We start from the raw sequence: 23235 nt of genomic DNA on the forward strand, positions 1-23235 counted from the left end.
ATTAACGAAAGGAGGACGCGAATGTCACGTACTACAGTTGACTATCACGAGATTTACCGCGATTACCAGTCCGGACTATCTTTCCGACAACTTGCCATTAAGTATGAGGTAAGTGATAGAACTATCCGAACCAAATTCAAGCAGCTCGGATTGAAATCTAGAGTTTCGACACGTACGGATATCACAAAAACTCTACTTAAACGAATGTATATTACGGAAATGAAGACGATTAAAGCAATAGCGGGCGAATTAAACTGCGGCCCGAATACAGTACATCGCAAGCTTCGAGATTACGGAATAGAGATCCGGAAAACTGCGGAGTTTGAGGGATCTACGCTCGAATATCGATCAGAAAGATGGGGACGCAAGGGGGAAAGTAGCGGAAGATGGCGAGGTGGCATGGTCAGTGTCAGTTGTGTAATCTGCGGTTCCTCTTCTTTAGTTGCTCCGTACGTTAACCGCAAGATAGAAAGCGGTGAGCGAGCTGCTTGTTGCGGACCTGAGTGCGTATTAATGTATGCAAGAAGAAATCAAAAATTTTCAAATACTTCCATAGAAATAAAAATGGCTAATGAACTCAAACGTAGAGGACTGAATTACATTGACCAGTATCTTTTCAAGGATAAATTCAGACTAGATTTTCTTCTTCCTGACCATAACGTCGTAATTGAGTGCGACGGCGACTATTGGCATAACTTACCGCACGTAATTAAACGCGATAATTCCAAAAACGCCTACTTGAGGGCGTGCGGATATCGCGTTTTTCGTTTTTGGGAACGTGATATTAACGCAGATATTGTTAAGTGCGTCGATGAAGTAATTCGAGCTATAGAAAAGGAGGGCGAGGCTGTTGTCTAAGTTATTTCATACCGGGAAACAGTACCCTCCCGTCGATTCAATTGAAAGGATAGCGAAGTATTATCGCGGCAAGACGATATTTGACGGTAAGCAAGCGGAAATATACGATCGCGCCACGGATCTGCTTAAAGGAACGCCACATGAGCCGCAGCTTAAGACGTTATTTATTGCGGTTAACTTAATCGACGTACTCCTTACGAAGCCGGCCGATCTTATGGTATCGGAGCCACCTACGTATGAGAGCGGCAGCGCGGGCGATAGCGACGAACAAGCGCGCTTAAACGAAATTGTCGAAGAGAATGATCTTACGCAGACGATACACGAAGCGGTCATAGGCGCAGGCTACCGTGGCGACTCGTTTCTGAAGACGTATTATGCTGCGCGAGCTGACGTAAGCGAAACGGTAGCGCTTTCCGCTGAGTACGACGGAATTACGCTACCGGATACGCCTGCTGAACCGATTATCGAAGCTGTGGACGCCGCGATTGTATTTCCGGAGTTGGCGCGCGGCTCACGTAAGAAGTTTAGCGCCGTTAATATCGCGTGGATCGAGTGGGTAGAGGAGCGGACTGGGCTGGTAGAATCCGCGCTAACACGGAGCAAAACGCGTGAAGTACCGTATCTGAACGTTGAGCGTCACGTTCCTGGCTATATTGTATACGAGCGCTATGAGGCGACGGAACACGGCGTCGTTAATGATTACGGCTATCCGGTAATGACGTTCTTAATCGGCGATCGCGTATCAACCGGTCGCGCATCCGATATCGAATCGACTGGCTTACCACAGCTTCTCGTCCACCACATTCCGTATAAAACAACGGATGATGATTGGCGCGGAATCAGCGGAGTAGAGAAAGTAGAATCCGTATTGGCCGCGATAAACGACGGCCTCGTACAGATCGACTATATTCTGTGGAAGCACGCGGACCCGATTGCCTACGGGCCCGACATAGACGCGGATGACGGCGGCGTAAGGTGGGGCGGTAAGTACATTCCGGTTACGAAGGATGACGCAGTACCCGGTTATATGACGTGGGAAGGCCAACTCGAATCCGCGTTTAAGGAGCTCGACGTACTGCTCGGTATCCTCTACCAAATGAGCGAAACGCCGCAATGGTTGTTCGGAACAACGTTATCCTCGGACAAAGGGGGAAGCGGCACGTCACACACGGACGGAGGCGCCATCAAAGCGCGCTTCATGCCGATTCTGACGAAAGTATCGCGTATCAGAAATCACGTTGACCGTGCGGTTAGGGACGCACTATGGACCGCGATGCAGCTCGAAAATGTCGCGAATGAAGACGTTGAAGGGTTTACGCCATATAAAGCTGTCTATCCGAAGATTACGTGGCATGACGGAGTACCGCGCGATGACAAAGCGGAAGCCGAAGTTTACTCGATTAGAACGGGCGGCCTCGCAACGATCGACGTTAAGTCCGCAATTAAGCGTATGGATAGCCTCGACGATACGCAAGCTGACGAAATTATAACGCGAATGGACGACGATACGAAGCGGACAAGTGGTACGGTGGATAGTTCGGTGCTTAGCGAATGACGGATAAGCGGCCGGACTACGAAGACGACGTAAAGGATATAACGGGAGCATTTGGCGGAGCTGTTGACGATATCAAACGCGAGCTTGAGCGTATGCCATTAGATCGACGCGGCGCTAACGCTGCAACGAAAAAGGTCGGCGCGATTATCAAGTCGCTAACGGGAAAAGCCGGCAACTGGGTTGACCGCGTCATACCGAAGGCTGCGAAAGAAGGTATATCGCGAGCGCTAGGCGCGTTAGGAATCGGTAAGAAAAAAGCCGAACCGCCGGTAAGTCGCGCTAATAGCGGGATGATATCAGCAGCCTCCGAAGATACCTACGCGGACCTGCTCGCGGTTACGAAAAACATAGACCGCCGTACGAAAGCGGCCATCCGACGTGCGGTAGCGGACACGATGCGCGCGAATATTGAAGCCGGCATCAACGGTCGACGTACGATTAACGCTGACACAGCCGCGAAGATACGAGCGGAACTAGGCGCATCGGCAGATAACGCGATTATTGACGCTGCCGGCCGGCGCTGGAAAGTCGAAACGTACGTTGACATGGTGACGCGTACGAAACTCATGCAGGCGACGAATGATGCGACGATTAACGAAGCTCTGGGCCGCGGAGTCCTTTACGGAGTGATATCACGGCATGGGGCGACTGATGCTTGTGCGAAATGGGAAGGGAGAACGGTTAAGCTCGTACGCGATGCGCCAGGTAGCTATCCGTTTATCGGCGATTTGCCTCGGCGTGAGATTTTTCATCCGAATTGCCGACATACTATATCACCAATAAGAAACCCACTTCCCGAAGAATTAGAGTCGCCGTTTAGAGCAGGGAGCAACGGTGGTGATTCAAACGGTGAAGATTATCCAGACATCCCAATCACCACGCATAATCGTGTGCACGGTCTTGCTGATAGCACGGATAAGATAATCCGCAATGGCGAGGAGCAATTACGTCCACTAGATTACGAGCGAGGTATTATATACGACTCAAAAGGAAATAAATTATGGGAGCAAAGCGGGGAACAACGGAGATTAAACATCAAAGAAGTTGCGGACCGCGGGTTACTGAAGGATAATATCATTACTCATAACCATCCTGACGGGTTTTCCTTTAGCCGCGCCGACCTTGGAGTTTTAGTTAATTACGGAGTTAAAGAGATGCGTGCAACAAGTGGGCCGTATTTACATCGCGTATCACTTGGAAATAGCAAGGTAACTCTTAACGAAATATTGAGTTCGTATAGCGAGCTAGAAAGTTATTTAGATCCGCTATTGAGAACTGAGGTGAAAAGCGGTAGAATTGGTATAAGAGAAGGATCAACAATCTTTTACCATGAAATCGTTAAGCGCCTTGCCGTGCAATATAATCTGAACTATACGAGGGAGAGACTATGAGCGAAAAAGACAAAACTAAAGAGTTGGATTTTGACCCGTACGTCCTCGATGACTCCTTTGAGTTAGCCAGAGAGCTAGAAAGATTGTACGGAGACGACAAAGAAAAAGATAAATCGGATAAATGAGGCGCTTCCTACACGGAGGCGCTTTTTTCATGCGCAATTTTAAACGAAGGAGTGACGTAGATTGAACGAAGGACTACAAGTGACCGGGCACATTTCGTGGCAGCTCATACGGAACGGTGCGGTCGTTGAACATGGCGAACGTGACAACGTTATTACAACGGTCGGCAAAAACGCGCTGGCTGCGCTGCTTATTTCGGCAAACGCTGGAACGACGCTAGTTACGCATATGGGATTCGGAACAGCTACGACGGCAGTAGCGGCGGGCGATACCGCGCTCGGCACGGAGTTATCAGGCGGCGGCTATGCTCGCGTATCCGTTTCGCGATCCAATCCGAGCGGTAACGTTATCCAGTACGTCGCTACGTTGACCGGACTATCTGGCGTCACGGTGCAAGAGGCGGGCTTATTTAACGCGGCTACGGGCGGAGTGTTATTTGCGCATCAATTAACGGGCGCAGTTACGTTATCGACATCGTCTGATTCGCTTCAAATTACGTGGCAAGTAACGGTAAGCTAGCGTGGCGCAGTATATCCAGTTTAACGGAACAAGCGATAAGATGCGGCTGCCTTCGATGGTACTAAACGAGATTATCGTAGATATTGCGCCGGAACCGCTAGGCGTTACGAGTTGGATATTCGACGCGCGTACGGGAATAGGCTTCTCGTACATTAGCCGGACACCTGCCGGAGTTTACGGTGCGGGAACGGGAACGACGTACGTTAACGGCGTGCAACAGGCGTCTAATTCGAACTTAGCTATTACGGATAATATACGGCAGACTATTCGGACAGTTTTCGGTACAGCCGCAGCGGATGACGTTAATATTTACTCGTCGAATAACGAGCTAGCTTTCGGAAAAGGACGGCTCTACGGAATCACTATTAAGAACGCCGGAGTAATCGTCGCGCAGTACGACATGTCGACGGGGACTGTACAGGATCAGTCCGGAAACGGTCGCCACGCTACGTTAACCGGCGGAACATGGGCGAATGATGCGCCGAGCGGAATCGCGTATACGGCGGCCTTATCTGACGTGATCACGACGTCTGAGGCGGTTGGTAAAAAACTAACGCTCGCCGTTATCGACGTTATCAACGCAGCCGAATCGGAGTATGAACGAGCTGCCAAGCCGCTCACAGATACGTTGGCTGTTTCGGATACTATCCGAAAGGCATTGGCGGTCAATAAGAGCGACGCAGTATTTACCGCGGAAGACGAGCGCGAATCGATATCGCGTAAATTGGCGGACCTGATTACGGCAGGCGATACGCTCAACGTTACGGGCGGCAAAGCCGTCATTATCGCGGACAACTTAACGGTGAGTGACGCAATAAGGAAATCGCTCAACAGGTACGTAGACGAATCGGTAGGTGTTGCGGACACCGTAAGTCGAAACGTTAGTGCACGCTTATATGACGTAATTGTAACGACGGAATCACTCACGAAGCAGCTACCGAATGCGCCTACGATTATCGGAACAGTCGCGCTACAAGGAAGCCGCGAGATGAACGTATACTTACTCGGAACACGCGTTCTAGACGTGACATTGCGAGGTGAAGTGTAAGTGGCAACGAAGAATCAAAACTTCGAAATGTTCGCCGGCGAGTCTAAAAGTGTGACCGTAACGGTTGCTGACGTAGACTTGACGGGCGCTACCGTCAAGTGGGCGGCGAAGAAATCGATCTACAACACGGAGCATGACGTTTACAAAGATACGGAGTCAGGCGTCGTAATAACGGAGCCGAACAAATTCGTAATCACGCTCGTTCCTGCGGACACGGCGGCGCTTTCGGGCGGTTACTATCACGAGGCAGTATTAACGGACGCATCCGGTAATGTATCTACAGTGCTTACCGGTAAACTAACGATCAATCTTAGCGGAGTCTAGTCCGCGGACCATAAATAATACTTTGGGGAGAGGCGTGCACTATAAACAACCTAAAGGACTGTCCTAAATGTCGTACAACAAAACCTACGTCTGATTTTACTAAATCAAGAAAGACGCAGGATGGATTGTACTACTGCTGCAAAAAGTGTAAGAATTCAACAAGAATCGGAGAAAAAAGCAAAACTCCTGAGAATCCTGTTAAGGCCAAGGAACGTTTTAGACGGTTTTTAATCAATAACCCCGATTATATGCGTATGTACTCTCGAAAGTGGGCGGAAAGAAACCCGGATAAAGTAAAAGAGAAACGACATAGACAAATCGATAGCGGCTTAAACGCACACCATTGCCAACAAAGAAGAGCGCGTCAATCTGAACTTCCGTGTAGTTTAAAACGTGAAGACTGGGATGATGCGCTTTTATATTTTAACTACAAATGTGCGTATTGCGGAGCACACGACCCCAATCTACAAAAAGAACACGTAGTTGCCCAGTCTAAAGGGGGCGGGTATACGAGAGACAACATAATTCCAGCGTGTGGTAGTTGTAACTCGTCAAAACAAGCACGTAGTTTGGAAGATTGGGTAAGAGAAATCCGACCAATTGAGGCGTCATCACTATACCGTGTGTATACGTGGATTAATTTCGTTGCTTAATGTCCGAACGTACATGACTATAAACTGCTACGGTAGATTGATTAACGCGCTGACGAGCCTTGTACGGTGGAGGTACGCAATATGGACGCTATTAAACGCACGTTTAAACATACGCTCAATCTTCAAATGTTCGCGGGAGACCCTACGGACCCGCCAGCCGATCCGCCAGTACCGAAGAAGCTCGAATTTACGCAAGAAGAATTCGACGCGACGATTGAGAAGAGGCTCGGACAGGAACGTAAAAAATACGCAGACTATGACGAACTCAAAACGGAGCGCGATCGTTTGAAGTCGGAAGAGGATGCGCGGAAAGCCGCTGCTATGACGGAGCAGGAACGTTTACAGGCGGAGCGCGACGAGGCAACACGTAAGGCTACGGAAGCAACCGATGCTGCATCGAAAGCTACTACCGCGGCCAATCAACGTATTATCCGGACGGAGTTCCGCTTGCTTGCGAAGGAATCCGGCATCCGTGCTGACGCGCTAGACGATGCGTATAAACTCGCGGATTTATCAGGCGCGGCAGTCGACGAAGACGGCAACGTGGCCGGCGTCGATGACGTGATTAAAGCGCTCGTTGCGGCGAAACCGTACTTAGCGGAAGCAGCGAAGCCAGCACCGCGACAAATCGGCGGAGGCAGCGGCGGTAACGATCCGAAACCGGATAAGACGAAGGAACAGTTAATCGCGGAGGCAGCGGAGAAAGCACGCAGAACTGGGCGTATCGAAGACCGCATGGCTTACGCGGCACTTAAGGAAGAACTGAATAAATAATCTAGAGGCCGAGCAGTTGGGCCTTTTTGTTTTGCCCAAAAACCAATTATAAAGGGGATATTTCACAATGGCTAAAATTTATAACGCTTCAATTGTTGGTAAACGCGAGTCAGTAGTAGACGAAATCTTGCTTCTTAATCCATACCAAACACCACTACTAAATGCACTAGGGTTTAGCGATCCTGTTAACGCGGTAGAACATATTTGGTACGAGGATGAGATGTTCGCAAGCGAAACGGTCACTACAGCGTCCGCACTTGTCGCAGCGACGGATGTTGTAGTAGCTGACATTTCACCATTCCGAGTGGGTAGCGTAATTAAAATCGGCGAGGAACTACTGTACGTTTCCGCGATTAACACGGGAACTAAGACGCTGACGGTTACGCGTAGTTATGCGTCGACAACCGCAGCGGCGATTTCTTCCGGAGCTAAAGTTGAGTTTCTATTTGTAGAAGGTGCGGAAGGTGCTGACGCTCGTTCGGCTCGATACAAACCACGCGTACGCAAATCGAACCTAACGCAAATCTTCGATGATTCGATCGAGCTTTCCGGTACGGCGCAGGCGGTTGCACAGTATGGCGTCGATAATCTTTACGAATATGAGAAACAGAAAAAGCAACTAGAACTTGCGCTGCAACTTGAAAAAGCGTTGATTAACGGCGTGGCTTACGAGTCCGGTCAAATTCGTCAAATGAAAGGCATCCGCCAATTCATTACGACTAACGTTACTAACGTAGCTGGCGCGCTTACTGTAGGCGCGATCAATACACTTGCACAGAGCGTTTACAATGCGGGCGGTTTCGCAACAGGCGGAGACTACAAAATCCTCGTAGCCGCTAAACAGAAAATCGCGCTATCCAATGCCGACGCTAACAAAATCACGCTTAATCGCGGCGAAAACAAACGCGGACAAGTTGTTGATAAAATCGTGACAGATTTCGGTGAGTTTGAAATTGTTCTTAGTCAAAACCTCGCATCGGACGAGTTGATCCTGGCGGACGCTAACCGCATGGAAATCAAACCGCTTATTAATCGCGAATTCGGCCACACGTACCTCGGCGTGAAAGGTGATTACACTACCGGTATGATTGTCGGTGAGTACACGCTGCAATTCGAGCAAGAAAAAGCGCACGGTCGCCTGAAAGGTCTATCGTAATATTAACGCAAATTAACGGGCGCGCAGCGTAATAACTGCGCGTCTCATCTTACGGAGGTATTACGATGACTAATTACGAAGCACCGCGCTATAAAGAGCTCGGATTTTACGTCGACGGAACCTACCGCAAATTTAGCGGCGGTTTATATTCTACGGATGACGCGGCAGAAATCGCAGTCCTGGACGTAATTACCGACGCTGTACGAATAGATACGCCGGAGGAAAAGCCCGCGCCAAAAGCGCCAGTGGCCCGTAAAGCTGCCGCTAATTCCTCCGCAAAATAACGGAGGAGGCACGTAATATGGCGGTTAATATGGGAGACGCAGAGGCGTATATCGCGCAATACTGCATCGTAATCGAGGACTTCACGGACGCCGACGACGCGAATAAAATGCGCTTGCTAAACGTCGCAGGACTGACGCTGAGCCGTAAATATCCGAAGTATACGATACCCGACGCAGCGGTATACGAATTTGCAAACGTGCTGGCAACGGCATTCAATGATACGAATAAGCTGGCGCGCCAAGGCGTTAATCAATTCGCGCTGACCGGTACGGCATCGTTCGGCTTCAAGGACGGCGTAGTTTCTGGACCTGACGTTGATCCGGCGCAATTCATTCCGCAGGCAGCGCTCGATTTGATAGGCGCGGAAAATGGCGTCAAATTATCGAAGCGCGCAGCGAAATGGACGGTGTTGTAATGCCGATCATACCGATGAAGCAGACGGTTATTGTTACGAAGGCCGGCGCACTCGACGGATGGGCTGAACCGACGCCAGGCGAAGAGATTACGTATAAAGCGCGCGTTACTGAAGAAACGAACGTCGTAACGAATGAACTCGGCAAAGAAGCGGTTGCCAAACTCCGGATTACTCTCGATAAATTAGCGGACATATCATATGACGACGTAATAACGTATACGAACGAATTAGACGTGACGGTCAAGAGAAAGCCGCTAAGTATCGCGCCGAAACGGATGCTCAATGCGCGTGCAATTGTAACGGAGGTGTACGTATAATGGCATCGAATCGCATAACAATCGACACAGGCGGTCGCGCATCGCTTGGTCAACGTTTGATCGGGACATTCTTTCGCGGCTATCAGCGGCGATTTGATGACGCAGTCGACGAGGGCGCGAAGAACGGTACACATGACGTACTGGACGAGTGGAAGCGCGAGGCTACCGACTTGGCTCCGATGGAGTATGGAACACTTCGGCGCAGTATTAAGACGGACGTTTCCGGACGCGGCGAGAATGTAGACGGATCAATTTCCGCTAGTGTTATCGAATCGCGAAACGGGCGGCGTTTCGACTATGCCGCGTATCTTCACGATGTCTATCCGCAAAGACACGGTGATTCGTTTAAGAATCCGACGACGTCCGGCACGATACCGAAGTTTATCGATAAGCCGCTCGAAGATAACGCGGAGCGCTGGGCGGCCGATATCGAACGCGAAGTCCAAGCAGCGTTGAGACGGAGGGGATTCCGTGGTCGTTAACGATTTGCTATCGATTGAATCGTTCATTCGCGGATTATTTCCGTCAACAACGTTCAAGCAGACGCCGCCTAAACAACCGGTTCCGAATACGTTTGTAATACGATTGCTATCGGACGGTCGCGTAACTGAGACGCACACGTCTATCCGAGTAGAGCGAACGTATCAAATCGTTTATTACGGCGCAGCGCCGTCCGATGTATTGACGAAGATGGATACGCTTAGCCGCGCAGTTTATTTAAACGAACAAATACCAGTTAACGCCTCGTCGCGGTTCATCCGTGTTGGGGCGTTTTCTTTTTCTGCGCCATTTCAAACGGACGGTGATCTCTACGTAAGTATAGGCGTTATGGAGACGCAAGTCCGCGAAGAAAGAACGCAGGCTGCCGCGATTTTGATTGGCGAGGTCAGCACGATTATAACGCAATTATAAGGGGGCTTTAATTTGAGCGGAGGCACATGGAATCCTACGACCTTACCGAATCGGCCGGGCGTATATATCAACTTCGTCACGGCCGCGGCTGCTGCGATTGTAGGTGGAGCGCGGGGCGTCGTTGCGCTCGGACTTACTACGTATACAGGCGGCACTGCGACGGTGGGCAAGTATTACACGGTTGAAACGTTGGCGGCCGCAGATACGCTATTCGGCGCGGCAAATACGGGTGCGATCTCACTTGCGTTTCAGGGCGGCGCATCGAGCGTTATCGTCTACACGTTGCCAGCATCGCCAGTTGTCGCGGATTATACGACGATGCGAGCCGGCTTCGATACGCAGTTTTTCAACGTATTCGTCGCGCAAGTTTACAATGCGACCGAACACGCAGCGCTGAAAACGTGGCTTACGACGAATCGCGCAGAGGGCAAGCAGTTTATGCTCGTTATCGGCGGAGACGCATCGACTGACGCGGACCCAGCGGCCGGCAACACGCGGTCGACGCTTAACGCGGACGATGCGATCGTTAACGTGATTAACGGCGCGGTCGTAGGTGGCGTCAGCTTAACGTCTAGCCAATACGCGCCGTTTATCGCCGGCCTCATCGCAGGTACGTCGATTAACGAATCAATTACGTACGCGCCGACAACGGCATCCGACGTGACTAAACGCCTATCTAACGCGCAGACAAGCGCAGCTCTGACGGCGGGCTCGCTCGTACTCACAAACGACGGGCGCCGCGTAAAGGTCGAGCAAGGCGTAGTCACATCCGGCAAGAAAATCCGCTCGACTCGCGCAAGGCAGGCGGTCATTGACGATATCGCGACGACAGCTGACGAATCGTTTATCGGCCGCCTTCAGAATAACGCGGACGGGCGGGCGGCGCTTATCGCGTCGGTTACGAAATATCTCGAAACACTCGAAGATAACGGCGTACTCGAAGGGCCGGTCGTTACGCTTGATCCGAACAATCCGCCAGTCGGCGATAAAGTGTTCCTCGCGGTCAGCTACGTCGAGATTGATTCGATGGAACGTATTTTCTTCACAATTAACGTATAAGGATGGCGCTAGATCGCGCCAGGAGGGAAGCGATAATAAATGACGATGGACCCAACGAAAGTAATAAGCGGACGATTCGGCAAGTTATTCGACGCGGACGGTAAATGGCTGACCAACGTTACCACCGTTAACGCGACGGTCGAATTCGAAAAGGAAGACATCATGGTCGCCGGTACGCGCTGGATCGGTAAGAAAATTACCGGAATCAGCGGCAGCGGTGACTTTACGGGATATCTCGTAACGTCCGAGCTAATCGAACGAATCGGCCAGGGAACGGATGATACGAAATCCGCGCTCGTAACGGAGCTTATTTATTCCGTGTCGGACCCGGATAATGGCGGCACATATCGCGTACGTCTCAAAGGCGTAACATTCGATAGCATTCCGCTGATCACATCCGAAGTCGGCTCGATGGTCGAGAACGAGTTTCCGTTCACATTTACGGGCTACCAAATCATGGACCAGCTACGCAACAACTAAAGACTGACGGAGGCGCCTGCGGGTTGTCTCCGTTTTTATTTACCGCGGAATAGATGCGCAGTATTCCGCTTAAACAAGAAACCAATTCCGAATGGAGCGATCAATATATGACAACGAAACAGAACGCATTGCAGGCGCTACTTGGTGCCAACAAGGACATCACAAAAGACGTTCCAGTACGCAGGCTAGGTGTCAACTTTATAGTAAAGGCGATCGACAGCGAAACACTGGAAGGCGCTCGTGCTGAATGTACGTTTGGCAATGGTAAGGGCGGTAAGGACGTACATGAGCACAAGCTAGGCGCAACACTTATCGCGAAATCATGCGTCGAGCCGAACTTCTCCGACCGCGCATTAATCGAGCATTACGGTGCTGAAGACGCAGCTGATTGCGTACGAAAAGCGCTGCTGGCGGGCGAGATCGCGAAACTGACGGAAGCCGTCATGGACGTTAGCGGCTTCGGCGAAGACGAGATCGACTTCCCAAACTAATAAAGACAGACGACGAGGCGTACTTGCTGCACGTTATTTTTCAACGGCACCACATACCGCCGCACGTTGTCTACGCGTGGGAAACGAAACATAAACGCTTCGCCTACGAATCCATGGCGCATACACTCGCGCAGGAAGCAAGGGAGCGTAAAGAAGCGGAAAGGAGGCGGACGAAATAGCATTCGACTTAGTAGCGAAACTACGGTTAATTAACGATATGTCGCGGCCACTACGTTCGGCTACGTCAGCTATTGTCGGATTTGGCTCGAAAGTGACGGGCGTCGGTGCAGCACTTGCGGCTATGACAGCCGGGGTAACTGCGGTGGCGGTGGCGTCTAACTCGATCAAAAAATCGATGAGTTTTGAGGCGCAGATATCGTCGTATAAGGCGCTGACCGGATCTACGGCCGAACAGACAAAACAAATGGAGTCACTCGCACTAGAAATGGGAGCAAAAACGAAATATAGCGCACTAGAAGCCGCCCAGGCTATGGAAGAGCTCGTTAAAGCCGGAATGTCTCCGGCGACTGTAAAAGCAGGTGGACTAGAAGCCGCTCTAAATCTGGCAACAGCAGGCGGACTGGATCTCGTAGAGGCTGCGGAAACAATGTCTACATCAATGAATGCGTTTAAGAAAGATGGACTAACAGCAGCACAGACTTCGGATATTCTCGCGGGTGCAGCAAACGCTGGGGCAACGTCTGTTCACGATATTGGCTACGCGTTAGCATCCGTGGGGGGTGTCGCGGATATGGTGGGTATGAACTTTGAGGACTTAAACGCTGCGATCGGATTATTATCGAACGATGCGCTAAAAAGCGGATCGGACGCTGGAACGAGTCTTAAGTCAATGTTGATGTATATTAACCCAACTACTAAAGACTCGATCAAACTCTTCAAGAAACTAGGCCTCGGCGTCGGAAAAACGAGTAAGTTTTTCAAGAATGGTAAACTTCGCGACTTAGCCGAGGTAGCGCAGGTTCTTCATGATGCCTTAAAACACATGAATGAGCAAAACCGTACAGCAACTATGATTGACATGTTTAGTACTGACGGCGTCAAGGCAGCCTCTACTCTCTTTAAGATAGGTGCTGAAGGGGTGAAAGACTTCCGAGAGGAAATGTCGAAGACTACTGCCTTTCAAGTAGCGGAGGAAAAGTTGAATAACGCAGCTGGCGCAGTAGAAATGTTTAAAGGCGAATTGGATACGCTGCAAATTGCCATAGGTAAGCCTATACTCCCCATAATTGGTGACTTTGCAAAGATAGGTACAAAAGCTTTAGAAAAGAGCGGCCCGCAAATAACGTCGGAATTAGAAAAAACAATGAAAAAAGTACAGGCGTTTTATACGGACCGTTATGTCAATAACCCTGATTTTCTAGCACTTAATTTCGTAGATAAAGTAGGCGTGGTTGCTGACGATCTTAAAGAGGTTTTCGATAAATGGTGGGGCAGCGGAGGTAAAGAAGCGTTCGAAGAAACGACAACTCGAATTGTCAACGTTATTATAGCATCTCTTAACGCAGCGTCTTCGCAGGTCTTAGCTGTCGGTACTGATTTAGGTTTTTCACTCTCTAAGGGCATTCTAATCGGCCTCCGTGAATCATGGGCTGAAACGGTAATTCCATCATGGTTAGATGATCGGTTGAGAGGCATTGGAATTAACCTTAGCGGTACAGAAACGCCAGCTAAGACGCCCGCAAGCACTGGCGCTGCGTCACGCGCGTTGTCAAGCGGACAAGCACCGCCAACAATTTGGCCTAATACGTCTGGATTCTACGAAGCGGCCAATAAACATAAGCAATCCGGTGGCCTATCGCGCGTTCCATACAGCGGATATCCTGCGATTCTCCACAAGGACGAGACGGTCTTGCATCGCGGAGAAGCACGCGATTACCGCAACGGTAATTCCGGTGGCGGCGTCAACGTATCGGGCAACACGTTTATCGTACGCGAAGAGGCGGACATTCAACGTGTGGCAGCCGAACTTTACCGTTTAATTAACGGCGCGGATCAAGCGATGGGAGGCGCGTATTAATGGCGAATCGTATACAGTTTCATCTCAGCTATAACAACGACGCCGAACGCCTCTGGCTTCCGGTCAATCCGGCGTCGATTAAGATTTCGGATTCGCACGGTTATCAGGACGTAGAAGCCGCGCAGCTCGGTGAGTATACCGTAATAGGCAAGCGCAAACTGACGGAATTCTCGTTTTCTTCGTTCTTCCCGCGCGATTATAATCCGGCCTATTGCGCGTACACTCCGCTGCCTGTTCCGTGGGATTGTATTAATACGATTAAGCGTTGGATGCGCAGCGGTTCGCCGATCCGGCTAACGGTGACGGGCTCGCCTATTAACTACGCGGTAACGATACGTTCGTTCGATTACGATCCGGATCGAGGCGGAAGTCCCGGCGATATATACTTCGATATTGCGCTAAAGGAGTACGTATTCGTCAGTGTCCGGTCATTGACATATAACACGAATAAGACGGGGATTGCTTCTGTAAGTGATACGCGTCCAGATACGGCAGCCAAACCGACCAGTTACGTTGTTAAAGACGGCGATTCGTTGTGGAAAATATCCGCGCGACTCTATAACGACGGCGATAAGTGGCGGACGATATTCAATGCGAATAAGACGGTCATCGGCGCCAATCCGAACTTAATCCGGCCGGGAATGCGCCTGGTGATACCGCGATGAATATACGTGTACTCTACAACAACGAATATTACATCGACGAAATCGTACAGGACGTAGAATGGTCCGGAGACGTCAAGCAGGCGTACCGGACGCTTACCGTTTCGCTCCTCAATACGAATGACGGCAGCGGCACGTTATTAAACTTCGAGATTGGACGCGAACTGCGGTTCATATCGGATGGTGCCGAGCTATTCCGCGGAGTCATCTTCCGTCGCGAGATTGATCAATCCGGTGCCATGACATTAGTCGCGTACGACGAGAACGTATATCTCACGAAAAACGAGGATACGAAGAAGTTTACGAAGGTGACGGCATCGCAAATCGTACGTCAGCTATGTACGGAGTTCGGCATCAACGTAGGCACAATCGCGGATACGAAATACGTTATTCCGAAGCTTATCCTGCGCGACATGACGTTATGGAATATGATTACGACGGCTCTGACGGTTACGCGGAAACAGACTGGCCGCCGCTATTTCGTGTACGCTTCGCAAGGTCGGCTGCACCTCGCCGAACGTAAGGACCGCAAGGCGGCGTACTTACTCGAAAGCTCATCGAACTTGCTGACCGCATCCTACTCGCAGTCGATCGAGGACCTACGGAATCAGGTGCGCGTAATTGGCGGCAAGGAGAAGGCGCCGGTCATAGCGGTTGCTTCCGATAGTGCTTCCGCGGCACGTTACGGTACGATGCAGCATTTGGAGAACGCGGATACCGACGCAACTAGCGCTGAAGTACGTCAGCTCGCGGCGCAGCTTTTGAAGGAGCTTAACGTTATCGATGATGAGGCTACCGTTACGGCGCTTGGCTACGGCGACACTTTCGCCGGCGTCTCCGTTTATGTATACGACGCGATGACGGCAATTGTCGGTAACTATTACGTCAGTAGCGATTCGCATTCCTACACAAACGGTAATCACACGATGTCGCTTACGTTGAGCGCTACGGATGATTTGCCGACGCTCGAATATACGCCGCCCGCAGAACCAGCGGCTAAGAAGACGAAAAAAGCGGAGGAGGACTGGAAGTATTGGCTGAACTAGTAGACGAAGGCAGCGCGGCCTCTAAATTGCGTAGCCTCATTAAACGTGTAGGCGCGAACACGGATACGCGGATCGACTTCGGTACGATTACGGCCGCCGCTCCGTCCTTTTCCGTGCTGCTCGACGGAATGAAAATTGAACTCGACGCAGACGATTGCGCTGTGGCTGAACACTTAACGGAGCACACGCGGGTAGCTTCCGTTAATGGCGCGCCTGATATTAACGTTGTATTCCGGTCCGCGCTGACCATAGGGGCTCGCGTTATTGTTGCGCAGATTAACGACGGCCAAACCTACGTCATACTCGACCGCGTCGGCGCAAAGGAGGCGTATTAATGGCGTTAGGTCCAATCGCGCAAGAGACACGCGTCGATATAACGGAGCCGGTCACGGAGACGAGTCGCACCTACGATTTGTTTACGACGCAGATGCGGTCAACCGTTGACCGAGACGAAGCGTTGCGGCAGTTTATACGGAAAGCACTTTTGACCGCGCGCACAACGTATCTCATTTACGATAATCAGTATGGCAACGAAATCGATACGCTCATCGGCCAGAACGTAAACAATTCGCTTTTCGACGCGGAAATTGTACGCATGGTCCAGGAGGCGCTCATATACGACGAACGCATAGCAAGCGTCAGCAACTTCGTAATCACACGAAGCGCTGACGCTTGTTTTATTACGTTTGATGTCGCGACATTAGGCGGCGGAATCATTACGGAGGAGGTGACGATTTAATGTACGAAGCTCAAACGAAAGCGGCGATATTGCAGCGGATGCTCGACGCATCCCCGGCGGACCTTGACAAGCGGCAAGGAGCGCCAACCTACGATCTACTTTCGCCAGCCGCGATTGAGTTAGCGCTCGCTTGGATCGAACTCGACAACGTACTCAACTTCGGATTTGTCGATACGACGTACGGCGCCTACCTCGATTCGGCCGCGTCAGAGTACGGAATCACACGGAAAGCAGCGACGAAATCAATCGGTGCGCTAACGTTCAGCGGCGCTAATGGAACGGTGATTCCGGTCGGAACACGCGCGGCAACTAGCGGAGGCGAGCCGGTCTATTTCGTCACGACGACGGCAGGCACGATAGCAGGCGGCTCAATTACGGTCGCGGCAGAAGCATCCGAAGCAGGCGCGTCCGGCAACGTCGGAATTAGCGCGGTCAATACGGTGGTTGGTAACCTCGTCGGCATTGTGACGGTAAATAACGCGTTTAACTTCGTTGCCGGCTCGGATTCGGAAACGGACGATGCGTTGAGGGCTCGTGTACTCGATCGTGCTCAGCGTCCAGCAACGTCCGGCAATGCGGCGCAATATCGTCAATGGGCGCTCGAAGTGGCCGGCATATCAGACGCGAAAGTATATCCGATATGGGCCGGCGCAGGCACGGTCAAAGTCGTATTGCTCGACGCAGATAAGCGCGCGCCATCAACCGCCGTAGTCAACGCAACCGCAGCGTATATCGAAAGCGCGCGTCCAATCGGCGCAATCGTAACGGTAGTCGGCGCAACAGAAGTCGCGATAAACGTCAGCGTATCGGTAACGCTCGGACCAGGCGCGACATTGCCCGGAGTCAAAGCGGAGATCGAAGCCGGCATTCGTGCGTATCTGAAGACGCTTGCATTTACGGACGCGACGGTGCGGTTCGTACAAATAGCTAACGTTATCCTCGGCGTAACAGGCGTTGTTGATTACGCGGCACTAACGGTTAATGGCGGCACGGCAAACGTCGTAATTGCGGACGGTAGCGTCGCAGTACTAGGAACGGCGGTGGTTACGTAATGCGTGAAGCAACGTTAATTAAACGCGATATGCACGATTATGTGCCGCGCTATTACGAGGATATTCCGGTTGCGACCAACGTACTCGACCGCGAAGCCGCAGAGCTCGCGCAGCTAAATGCGGACATTTGCGATGTGCTAGCGCAAATGTTTGTCGATACGTCTACGTGGGGACTGGCGCGTTGGGAGCGGATATTCGGAATCACGACGGATATCGCGAAACCGATCGATCAGCGGCGATCCGTCGTTAAGTCTAGGCTGCGCGGAGTCGGGACGGTGACGCCCGCGATGATTAAGTCCATAGCGGAGGCGTATTCGAACGGGACCGTTGAGGTTACGGAATTCGGAACGAATCTGCTGCCGCCGTTTAATAGCGGGTGGGTGCTGCACGAAAACACCCGTATGATGCAAGCTAACTTTGTTGGGAAAATACGCGCGAGCACGGTAGCGAACGCAAATATCGGGCATTCCTCGGTTTTCACTTCATTAGTTGCTCCGAGCGGATATTCAAGCGCTAACGAACTTTCTCAAACTCAATACGACCAATCCTCTACGCTTAATGGAGTGGCTAGTACAGTAACGACTCTTGTCAATGGAGGAATAGCACAAGATAAACGATCGATCGATGCGATCGAAAACGTAATCCGCAGATATGGCGTTGGTGTTTTTGGATCAGCAAGCACTGTAACTGAACGCTTGGCGTGGCTAAAGGTGAACATAGCAAAGATGGTGTTAAACGCCTACGTCTCTGGTGTTGGTCCTTTAGGAAATAAAGCTAAAGTGGCATGGTGGACAGGGGCGTGGACATCCTCAACAGGCGGGACATGGGAAAACAACGCGGCAACGATTACCAAAGTATCTCCAATAACAGTTAATGGAGCTACTGCATGGTTTGATAGAAGTATTGATGATACAGGCTTTGTTCATATTCTAGCGTACTGCCCTGATGGTTCGAATGGGACGATCGCTTCAACTATCAACGTCGATTTCATAGAATTAGAAATATATTTAAAAGACGGAAGCGTCCCTCCGCCTGATCACGAGTTGACGCTTAATGCTACAGCGTCAGGGCAAATATCATATGTAGACGTTCCTGTCGTCGGCGGTCAAACATACACCACTTCTCTCATTGCTTCAGACCTTGTTAACTGCTACTTAAAAATACAGTGGATTGACTCGGCGGGAACGGTAAACGGAGGTATAAGGGATGGCGCTATTACGGGGGCACCGTCATTCACATTTACCACTAACGTAAACGCGGTTAAGCTACGAATTACGTTTTACAGCATAACGTCCGGCCTTTATACGTTCAAAAATCCGCAGCTCGAACGCGGCTCAGTACGCACTCCATTCGAGGGGCTTCCGGATTATACTATCGGTATTAAATTCATTTCGTCACTAGGTATCCCGCCTAATATCGCGGATTTGGAAGCCGCCATTCGCGACGCACTGCCGGCGCATTTGGCCGTCCGATATGAGTTTACGTATATCACATTCGGGCAGTTGGCTGGCTACGGCGTCACATACGGCGCGATAGAAGCGGCAGGCTTAACGTTCGGACAATTGGAAACATGGGAGGGACCGTAATATGATAACGATGCCCAGCGGCATAAAGAAGATTGAAGCGTCCGACAACGTAACGGTGGCGAATCAGAATCGCAACGAGGACTTACTTGATACGAAGATACTCGCGCAGAACGCGCATATTGGCGCTGGTGGCGCGGCACATCCGGTCGTAACAACGACGACGGCGGGGTTCGCGAGCGCGGCCGACAAGACGAAGCTAGACGGTGTCGCAGCGGGCGCCAACAACTATACGCATCCCTCTACGCACCCGCCGAGCATCATTGTTCAGGATGCAAGCAACAGATTTGCGACGGACGCGGAAAAAGCAGCGTGGAACGCCAAAGCCAGCACGGCAGCCGCAACAACAACGACAGCAGGTCTTCAGTCCGCTTCAGATAAATCGAAACTGGATGGCATAGAGTCAGGAGCGAATAACTACACGCATCCAGCAACTCATCCGCCGTCCATTATCGCACAAGACACAAGTAATCGTTTTGTGACAGATGCCGAGAAGTCAGGTTGGAATGCGAAGGCATCAACGGCCGTAGCGACGACGTCAGCGGCGGGCCTACAGTCAGCGTCCGATAAAACGAAGCTAGACGGAGTAGCGTCTGGAGCAAATAACTATACTCATCCAGCGAATCATCCACCATCGATTATTACGCAGGACGCGAGCAATCGATTTGTCACAGACACAGAAAAAGCGACGTGGAATGCAAAAGCCTCTACAGCTTATGTAGATGCGGCGCGACCTTACGTTACCGGCACGTATACAGGTGATAACGCAGCTTCTAGAGATATCGCGCTGCCATTCACTCCTAGTGCAGTAATTTTGTTCGCTGCGTCCGGCAGCCCGGGTAATACTGGTTATACTTTCGGCGGTTTAGCAGTCAGTGGCGGTCCGGTAACTGGTAATCAGGACGGCTCCGGAAATCAGATTTTGAGTGTCGGAATAAACAAATTTACGGTGATTTCCAACAATGCCGTTGGCCCTCCATATGGCGCCTCCAATTCAACAGGCATCGCTTATCGCTACATCGCGTTTAAATAAGGAGGAGATTTAATGATTGTATTTTCAGATGGCAACTACGAAACGGGCGATTGGCTAACGGCTGATACGTATCCCGAACGCGAATGTTTCGTAGTCGAAGAAGGATCGGAATTGGCGGCGAAAGTAATCGCGTTATATCCGTATTACACGCTCGACATCGTAGACAACGTATTAGTAGACGTTACGCCACGCGATAAGACGCCAGAAGAAGAAGCGGCCGAAAACGCGCCAGCACCGAAGTCGCCGGAACAAATCCGCATCGAAACGTTAGAATACGAAAATACAGCGCTACAGACACGATTGGCAGACGTAGAGCTCGCGCTTATCGAAATATTCGGAGGTGTTGCGTAATGTTGGCGTACAAAGCGCGCATTTATGCGAACGGAACGATTACGAAGTTTGGCTACGGTGAGGGCAGAGTTATCGAGATCGTCGCGTCATACGGACTTAGCGCGGAAGACTCGGCGCAAATATTAGCGGAAGTCTACGCCAGGCGGCCGGACTTGGCGGAGGATTCCGATGTATAACGTGACCGAACTCGCCTACTGTCGCGCAGATAAGTGGCACGCTGCTGGCTATACGGGTCGCGGCGTCAAAGTGGCGGTCCATGAAGTAACCGCGAGCACCTGCCGTAACCTAGCACGCTGGGGCGGTCGCGTCATCGATCCGTTCGGCGTCAAGTTTACGGATAAAGCGGATTCGCACGCGCAGAACGTAATTGATACGTTGCTGCTGACGGCGCCTGACGTAGAGGTCCATTTAATGGGCGCGGATTGGCTGGCGAATCTACGCTACTGTATCGCAAACGGTATCGACGTATACAACTACTCGGCGACCGGCAGCTACAACACAGCGGAATTTAACGAGCTTGAACGGAAGGCACTCGACGCGGGTGTCTTTTTCGTTTGTTCGGCGGGCAATGACGGAGCGCGAGCGGACAGTCTTTCGGGATTCTCGCGCAAGAAAACGTGGCTAAGCGTAGGCTCCGTCCGCTGGGGGACGTATAACGGATTTACTGGTCCGCTATCTAACGGCTACTCTTCGTGGGACGTGCGCGGCGACGATCTTGACGTTTGCGGCTTTGCGGACGGCCTTCAGATACCGTCGGAGTTATACGCGGATAAACTCATGGGCGTATCGGGTACGTCGTTCGCGGCTCCGTGGGTGGCCGGCCTAATTGCGGTCTGGAAGCAGCGGTTTATCGCGGAATTTAACCGCAAGCCAACGTTTGAGGAAACGTATAAAGCCGTCATTGCTAACGCGCAGGACATCGAAGCGCCCGGCTACGATCAGCGTACGGGCCACGGAGTCTTTCGGCTGCCGGAGATTATCGCCGCGCCTACGTACGATGTGATAACGGCAACGGTCGGAAGCGTAATCGGCGCACACAACGGTGAGCGCGTTAGCTTGGCGGCGGCACCGCAGTTAATTGACGGCCGCGTATTCGTAGGATTGCGCGATGTGGCCGAGCTATTCGGCGCGTCGGTTGCGTGGGATACCGCGAAGAAGACGGTAACTATAAAAAGAGAGCGGAGATGATCGCGCAATGAACGGTCAAACTTTAATTAACGGAGGCGCTGGCGTTGTCGGCGCTTTTATTGCGTTTGCATTCGGCGGCTGGTCCGAGGCACTAACGTTCCTATTAATCGGTATTGGCGCGGATATTATAACGGGCATCTACGCGAGCATCAAAGAAGGTCGCGGATTAAATAGCGCAGTAGGCAGCGTTGGGCTGGCGAAAAAAGGGCTGATGCTGCTCGTTATTCTAATCGCGCACCGTATCGATGTGCTGCTCGAACTGGAGAGCGTCGTCATGACGGCATCCGTTTACTTTTACATCGCGAACGAGCTCGTCAGCTTAGCGGAGAATTTGGGGCGCGGCGGCCTACCTTTACCGGATAAGCTGCGCGACATAATCGAAGTGTTGAAACGTAAGGGAGGCGTAGGCGGTGACGGAAGCAAAGACGTTTAATTACGTAGCCGACCATATCCCGAAGACAGTCGCGTGTAACAGGCGGCCAGCCAACGTAATGAACGCGTCAACGATTACGATTCACAATACGGGCAATCCGACGTCGACCGCCCGCAATGAGCGCGCCTGGCTGACGAATCCGTCTAATACGCGAACAGCTTCGTACCACATTGTTATTGATGAGCGAGAGGTAATCGAATGTCTGCCGCTGAACGAGAACGCATGGCACTCCGGAGACGGCAGCGGAGCGACTTCGGGCAATCGTACGTCGATCGGCGTAGAGATATGCGAAAGCGGCAATTACGCGAAGACGCTCGATAGCGCGGCGACACTCGTTGCGGCGATGTTAAAAGAGCGCGGCTGGGGCGTTGATCGGCTGCGGCGCCATTACGATTGGAGCGCGAAGATATGTCCGCGATTGATGTACGATGGCGGCAAGTGGACGGGATGGGCAGCGTTTAAGGCGGCGGTGGCGGCGAAGATGATTCCGAATAAGGAGGCGGACGATTTGGCGAAATTAATGTCGGCGGCTGACGCGAATAAGATCATCGCGTATTTGAGCGCGTCTTATATGGCGGCGCAGGATAGCGCTAGTCGAGCGGAGTTTAAGCGCTTGGCGGATGAGCTGCGGAGAGTTAGCGGGCAAAAAACGTAAAGAGGGCACGTTATTGCCCGGATGAGTCAGAAAACGTAAAGAGGGCGCGGTCATTAGCGGAGTAAGTTCCGTTGGTGGCCGCGCCTTTTTTTCGT

The 23235-nt window shown here is 51.5% G+C and carries 31 protein-coding genes; all 31 read left to right on the forward strand.

The features are described from left to right. Positions 1-21: 21 nt before the first annotated feature. The 31 genes from E0496_RS07285 (at position 22) to E0496_RS07425 (ending at position 23140) form a co-directional block, all read left to right on the forward strand. A complete protein-coding gene (locus E0496_RS07285) occupies positions 22-858 on the forward strand; it encodes an endonuclease domain-containing protein (RefSeq protein ID WP_141500956.1) in 837 nt (278 codons plus the stop codon). Further along, complete coding sequence (locus E0496_RS07290; RefSeq protein WP_141500957.1) at positions 851-2413, forward strand: phage portal protein; 1563 nt, start codon at positions 851-853, stop codon at positions 2411-2413. The genes E0496_RS07285 and E0496_RS07290 overlap by 8 nt, the downstream gene beginning before the upstream one ends. Beyond that, a complete protein-coding gene (locus E0496_RS07295) occupies positions 2410-3804 on the forward strand; it encodes a phage minor capsid protein (protein WP_141500958.1) in 1395 nt (464 codons plus the stop codon). Before E0496_RS07290 ends, E0496_RS07295 begins: the two co-directional genes overlap by 4 nt. Next, complete coding sequence (locus tag E0496_RS36840; protein WP_277755834.1) at positions 3801-3929, forward strand: hypothetical protein; 129 nt, start codon at positions 3801-3803, stop codon at positions 3927-3929. Before E0496_RS07295 ends, E0496_RS36840 begins: the two co-directional genes overlap by 4 nt. A gap of 61 nt (positions 3930-3990) precedes the next feature. Further along, the gene (locus E0496_RS07300) at positions 3991-4446 is read left to right on the forward strand and encodes a hypothetical protein (RefSeq protein WP_141500959.1); all 456 of its coding nucleotides are present in this window, start codon (positions 3991-3993) and stop codon (positions 4444-4446) included. A gap of 1 nt (position 4447) precedes the next feature. Continuing rightward, positions 4448-5494, forward strand: coding sequence for a hypothetical protein (locus E0496_RS07305; RefSeq protein WP_141500960.1), 1047 nt, complete (start codon positions 4448-4450; stop codon positions 5492-5494). Then, positions 5495-5818 carry a hypothetical protein gene (locus tag E0496_RS07310; RefSeq protein WP_141500961.1) on the forward strand — a complete coding sequence of 108 codons (324 nt, stop codon included), beginning with the start codon at positions 5495-5497 and terminating at the stop codon, positions 5816-5818. It abuts the gene before it with no gap. A 254-nt stretch (positions 5819-6072) separates the two neighbouring features. Then, positions 6073-6471, forward strand: coding sequence for an HNH endonuclease (locus E0496_RS37135; protein ID WP_141501070.1), 399 nt, complete (start codon positions 6073-6075; stop codon positions 6469-6471). 81 nt (positions 6472-6552) lie between these two features. Then, positions 6553-7245, forward strand: coding sequence for a phage scaffolding protein (locus E0496_RS07320; RefSeq protein ID WP_175598022.1), 693 nt, complete (start codon positions 6553-6555; stop codon positions 7243-7245). 67 nt (positions 7246-7312) lie between these two features. Continuing rightward, positions 7313-8401 carry an SU10 major capsid protein gene (locus E0496_RS07325; RefSeq protein WP_141500962.1) on the forward strand — a complete coding sequence of 363 codons (1089 nt, stop codon included), beginning with the start codon at positions 7313-7315 and terminating at the stop codon, positions 8399-8401. A gap of 65 nt (positions 8402-8466) precedes the next feature. Further along, entirely contained in the window at positions 8467-8685 is a 219-nt protein-coding gene (locus E0496_RS07330) for a hypothetical protein (protein WP_141500963.1), read from the forward strand. Between the two features lie 17 nt (positions 8686-8702). Next, the gene (locus E0496_RS07335) at positions 8703-9101 is read left to right on the forward strand and encodes a hypothetical protein (protein WP_141500964.1); all 399 of its coding nucleotides are present in this window, start codon (positions 8703-8705) and stop codon (positions 9099-9101) included. Continuing rightward, positions 9086-9418 (forward strand): hypothetical protein, encoded by a 333-nt coding sequence (locus tag E0496_RS07340; protein WP_141500965.1) that lies wholly within the window; start codon positions 9086-9088, stop codon positions 9416-9418. Before E0496_RS07335 ends, E0496_RS07340 begins: the two co-directional genes overlap by 16 nt. Further along, positions 9418-9900, forward strand: a complete 483-nt coding sequence (locus E0496_RS07345; protein WP_141500966.1) for an HK97 gp10 family phage protein — start codon at positions 9418-9420, stop codon at positions 9898-9900. The genes E0496_RS07340 and E0496_RS07345 overlap by 1 nt, the downstream gene beginning before the upstream one ends. Beyond that, positions 9890-10330: a hypothetical protein gene (locus E0496_RS07350; protein WP_141500967.1), complete on the forward strand. Its 441-nt coding sequence runs from the start codon at positions 9890-9892 to the stop codon at positions 10328-10330. The genes E0496_RS07345 and E0496_RS07350 overlap by 11 nt, the downstream gene beginning before the upstream one ends. Before the next feature lie 12 nt (positions 10331-10342). After that, positions 10343-11389, forward strand: coding sequence for a phage tail sheath subtilisin-like domain-containing protein (locus E0496_RS07355; protein WP_141500968.1), 1047 nt, complete (start codon positions 10343-10345; stop codon positions 11387-11389). 39 nt (positions 11390-11428) lie between these two features. Then, the gene (locus tag E0496_RS07360) at positions 11429-11869 is read left to right on the forward strand and encodes a phage tail tube protein (RefSeq protein ID WP_141500969.1); all 441 of its coding nucleotides are present in this window, start codon (positions 11429-11431) and stop codon (positions 11867-11869) included. 107 nt (positions 11870-11976) lie between these two features. Further along, positions 11977-12360, forward strand: a complete 384-nt coding sequence (locus E0496_RS07365) for a phage tail assembly chaperone (protein WP_161601335.1) — start codon at positions 11977-11979, stop codon at positions 12358-12360. A gap of 217 nt (positions 12361-12577) precedes the next feature. Next, a complete protein-coding gene (locus E0496_RS07370; RefSeq protein WP_141500971.1) occupies positions 12578-14398 on the forward strand; it encodes a phage tail tape measure protein in 1821 nt (606 codons plus the stop codon). Further along, a complete protein-coding gene (locus E0496_RS07375; protein WP_141500972.1) occupies positions 14398-15063 on the forward strand; it encodes a LysM peptidoglycan-binding domain-containing protein in 666 nt (221 codons plus the stop codon). Before E0496_RS07370 ends, E0496_RS07375 begins: the two co-directional genes overlap by 1 nt. Further along, on the forward strand, positions 15060-16106 hold the full coding sequence (locus tag E0496_RS07380) for an XkdQ/YqbQ family protein (RefSeq protein WP_141500973.1): 1047 nt from the start codon (positions 15060-15062) through the stop codon (positions 16104-16106). Before E0496_RS07375 ends, E0496_RS07380 begins: the two co-directional genes overlap by 4 nt. Beyond that, the gene (locus E0496_RS07385; RefSeq protein ID WP_161601336.1) at positions 16094-16441 is read left to right on the forward strand and encodes a DUF2577 family protein; all 348 of its coding nucleotides are present in this window, start codon (positions 16094-16096) and stop codon (positions 16439-16441) included. The genes E0496_RS07380 and E0496_RS07385 overlap by 13 nt, the downstream gene beginning before the upstream one ends. Continuing rightward, on the forward strand, positions 16441-16845 hold the full coding sequence (locus E0496_RS07390; protein ID WP_141500975.1) for a DUF2634 domain-containing protein: 405 nt from the start codon (positions 16441-16443) through the stop codon (positions 16843-16845). Before E0496_RS07385 ends, E0496_RS07390 begins: the two co-directional genes overlap by 1 nt. Then, a complete protein-coding gene (locus E0496_RS07395) occupies positions 16845-17897 on the forward strand; it encodes a baseplate J/gp47 family protein (RefSeq protein ID WP_141500976.1) in 1053 nt (350 codons plus the stop codon). The genes E0496_RS07390 and E0496_RS07395 overlap by 1 nt, the downstream gene beginning before the upstream one ends. After that, a complete protein-coding gene (locus tag E0496_RS07400; protein ID WP_241674629.1) occupies positions 17897-19483 on the forward strand; it encodes a putative phage tail protein in 1587 nt (528 codons plus the stop codon). Before E0496_RS07395 ends, E0496_RS07400 begins: the two co-directional genes overlap by 1 nt. A 1-nt stretch (position 19484) precedes the next feature. After that, the gene (locus tag E0496_RS07405) at positions 19485-20513 is read left to right on the forward strand and encodes a hypothetical protein (protein ID WP_141500977.1); all 1029 of its coding nucleotides are present in this window, start codon (positions 19485-19487) and stop codon (positions 20511-20513) included. Positions 20514-20525: 12 nt separating this feature from the next. Beyond that, positions 20526-20864 carry a hypothetical protein gene (locus tag E0496_RS07410; RefSeq protein WP_141500978.1) on the forward strand — a complete coding sequence of 113 codons (339 nt, stop codon included), beginning with the start codon at positions 20526-20528 and terminating at the stop codon, positions 20862-20864. Then, positions 20864-21040, forward strand: coding sequence for a hypothetical protein (locus E0496_RS35530; protein ID WP_161601337.1), 177 nt, complete (start codon positions 20864-20866; stop codon positions 21038-21040). The genes E0496_RS07410 and E0496_RS35530 overlap by 1 nt, the downstream gene beginning before the upstream one ends. Then, the gene (locus E0496_RS07415) at positions 21033-22052 is read left to right on the forward strand and encodes a S8 family serine peptidase (RefSeq protein WP_141500979.1); all 1020 of its coding nucleotides are present in this window, start codon (positions 21033-21035) and stop codon (positions 22050-22052) included. The genes E0496_RS35530 and E0496_RS07415 overlap by 8 nt, the downstream gene beginning before the upstream one ends. 7 nt (positions 22053-22059) lie before the next feature. Then, entirely contained in the window at positions 22060-22485 is a 426-nt protein-coding gene (locus tag E0496_RS07420; protein WP_141500980.1) for a phage holin family protein, read from the forward strand. Further along, positions 22463-23140 (forward strand): peptidoglycan recognition protein family protein, encoded by a 678-nt coding sequence (locus E0496_RS07425; RefSeq protein ID WP_241674631.1) that lies wholly within the window; start codon positions 22463-22465, stop codon positions 23138-23140. The genes E0496_RS07420 and E0496_RS07425 overlap by 23 nt, the downstream gene beginning before the upstream one ends. Positions 23141-23235 lie beyond the last annotated feature (95 nt).

It is taken from the genome of Paenibacillus luteus (assembly GCF_006542765.1).
GTDB classification, from domain to species: domain Bacteria; phylum Bacillota; class Bacilli; order Paenibacillales; family Paenibacillaceae; genus Pristimantibacillus; species Pristimantibacillus luteus.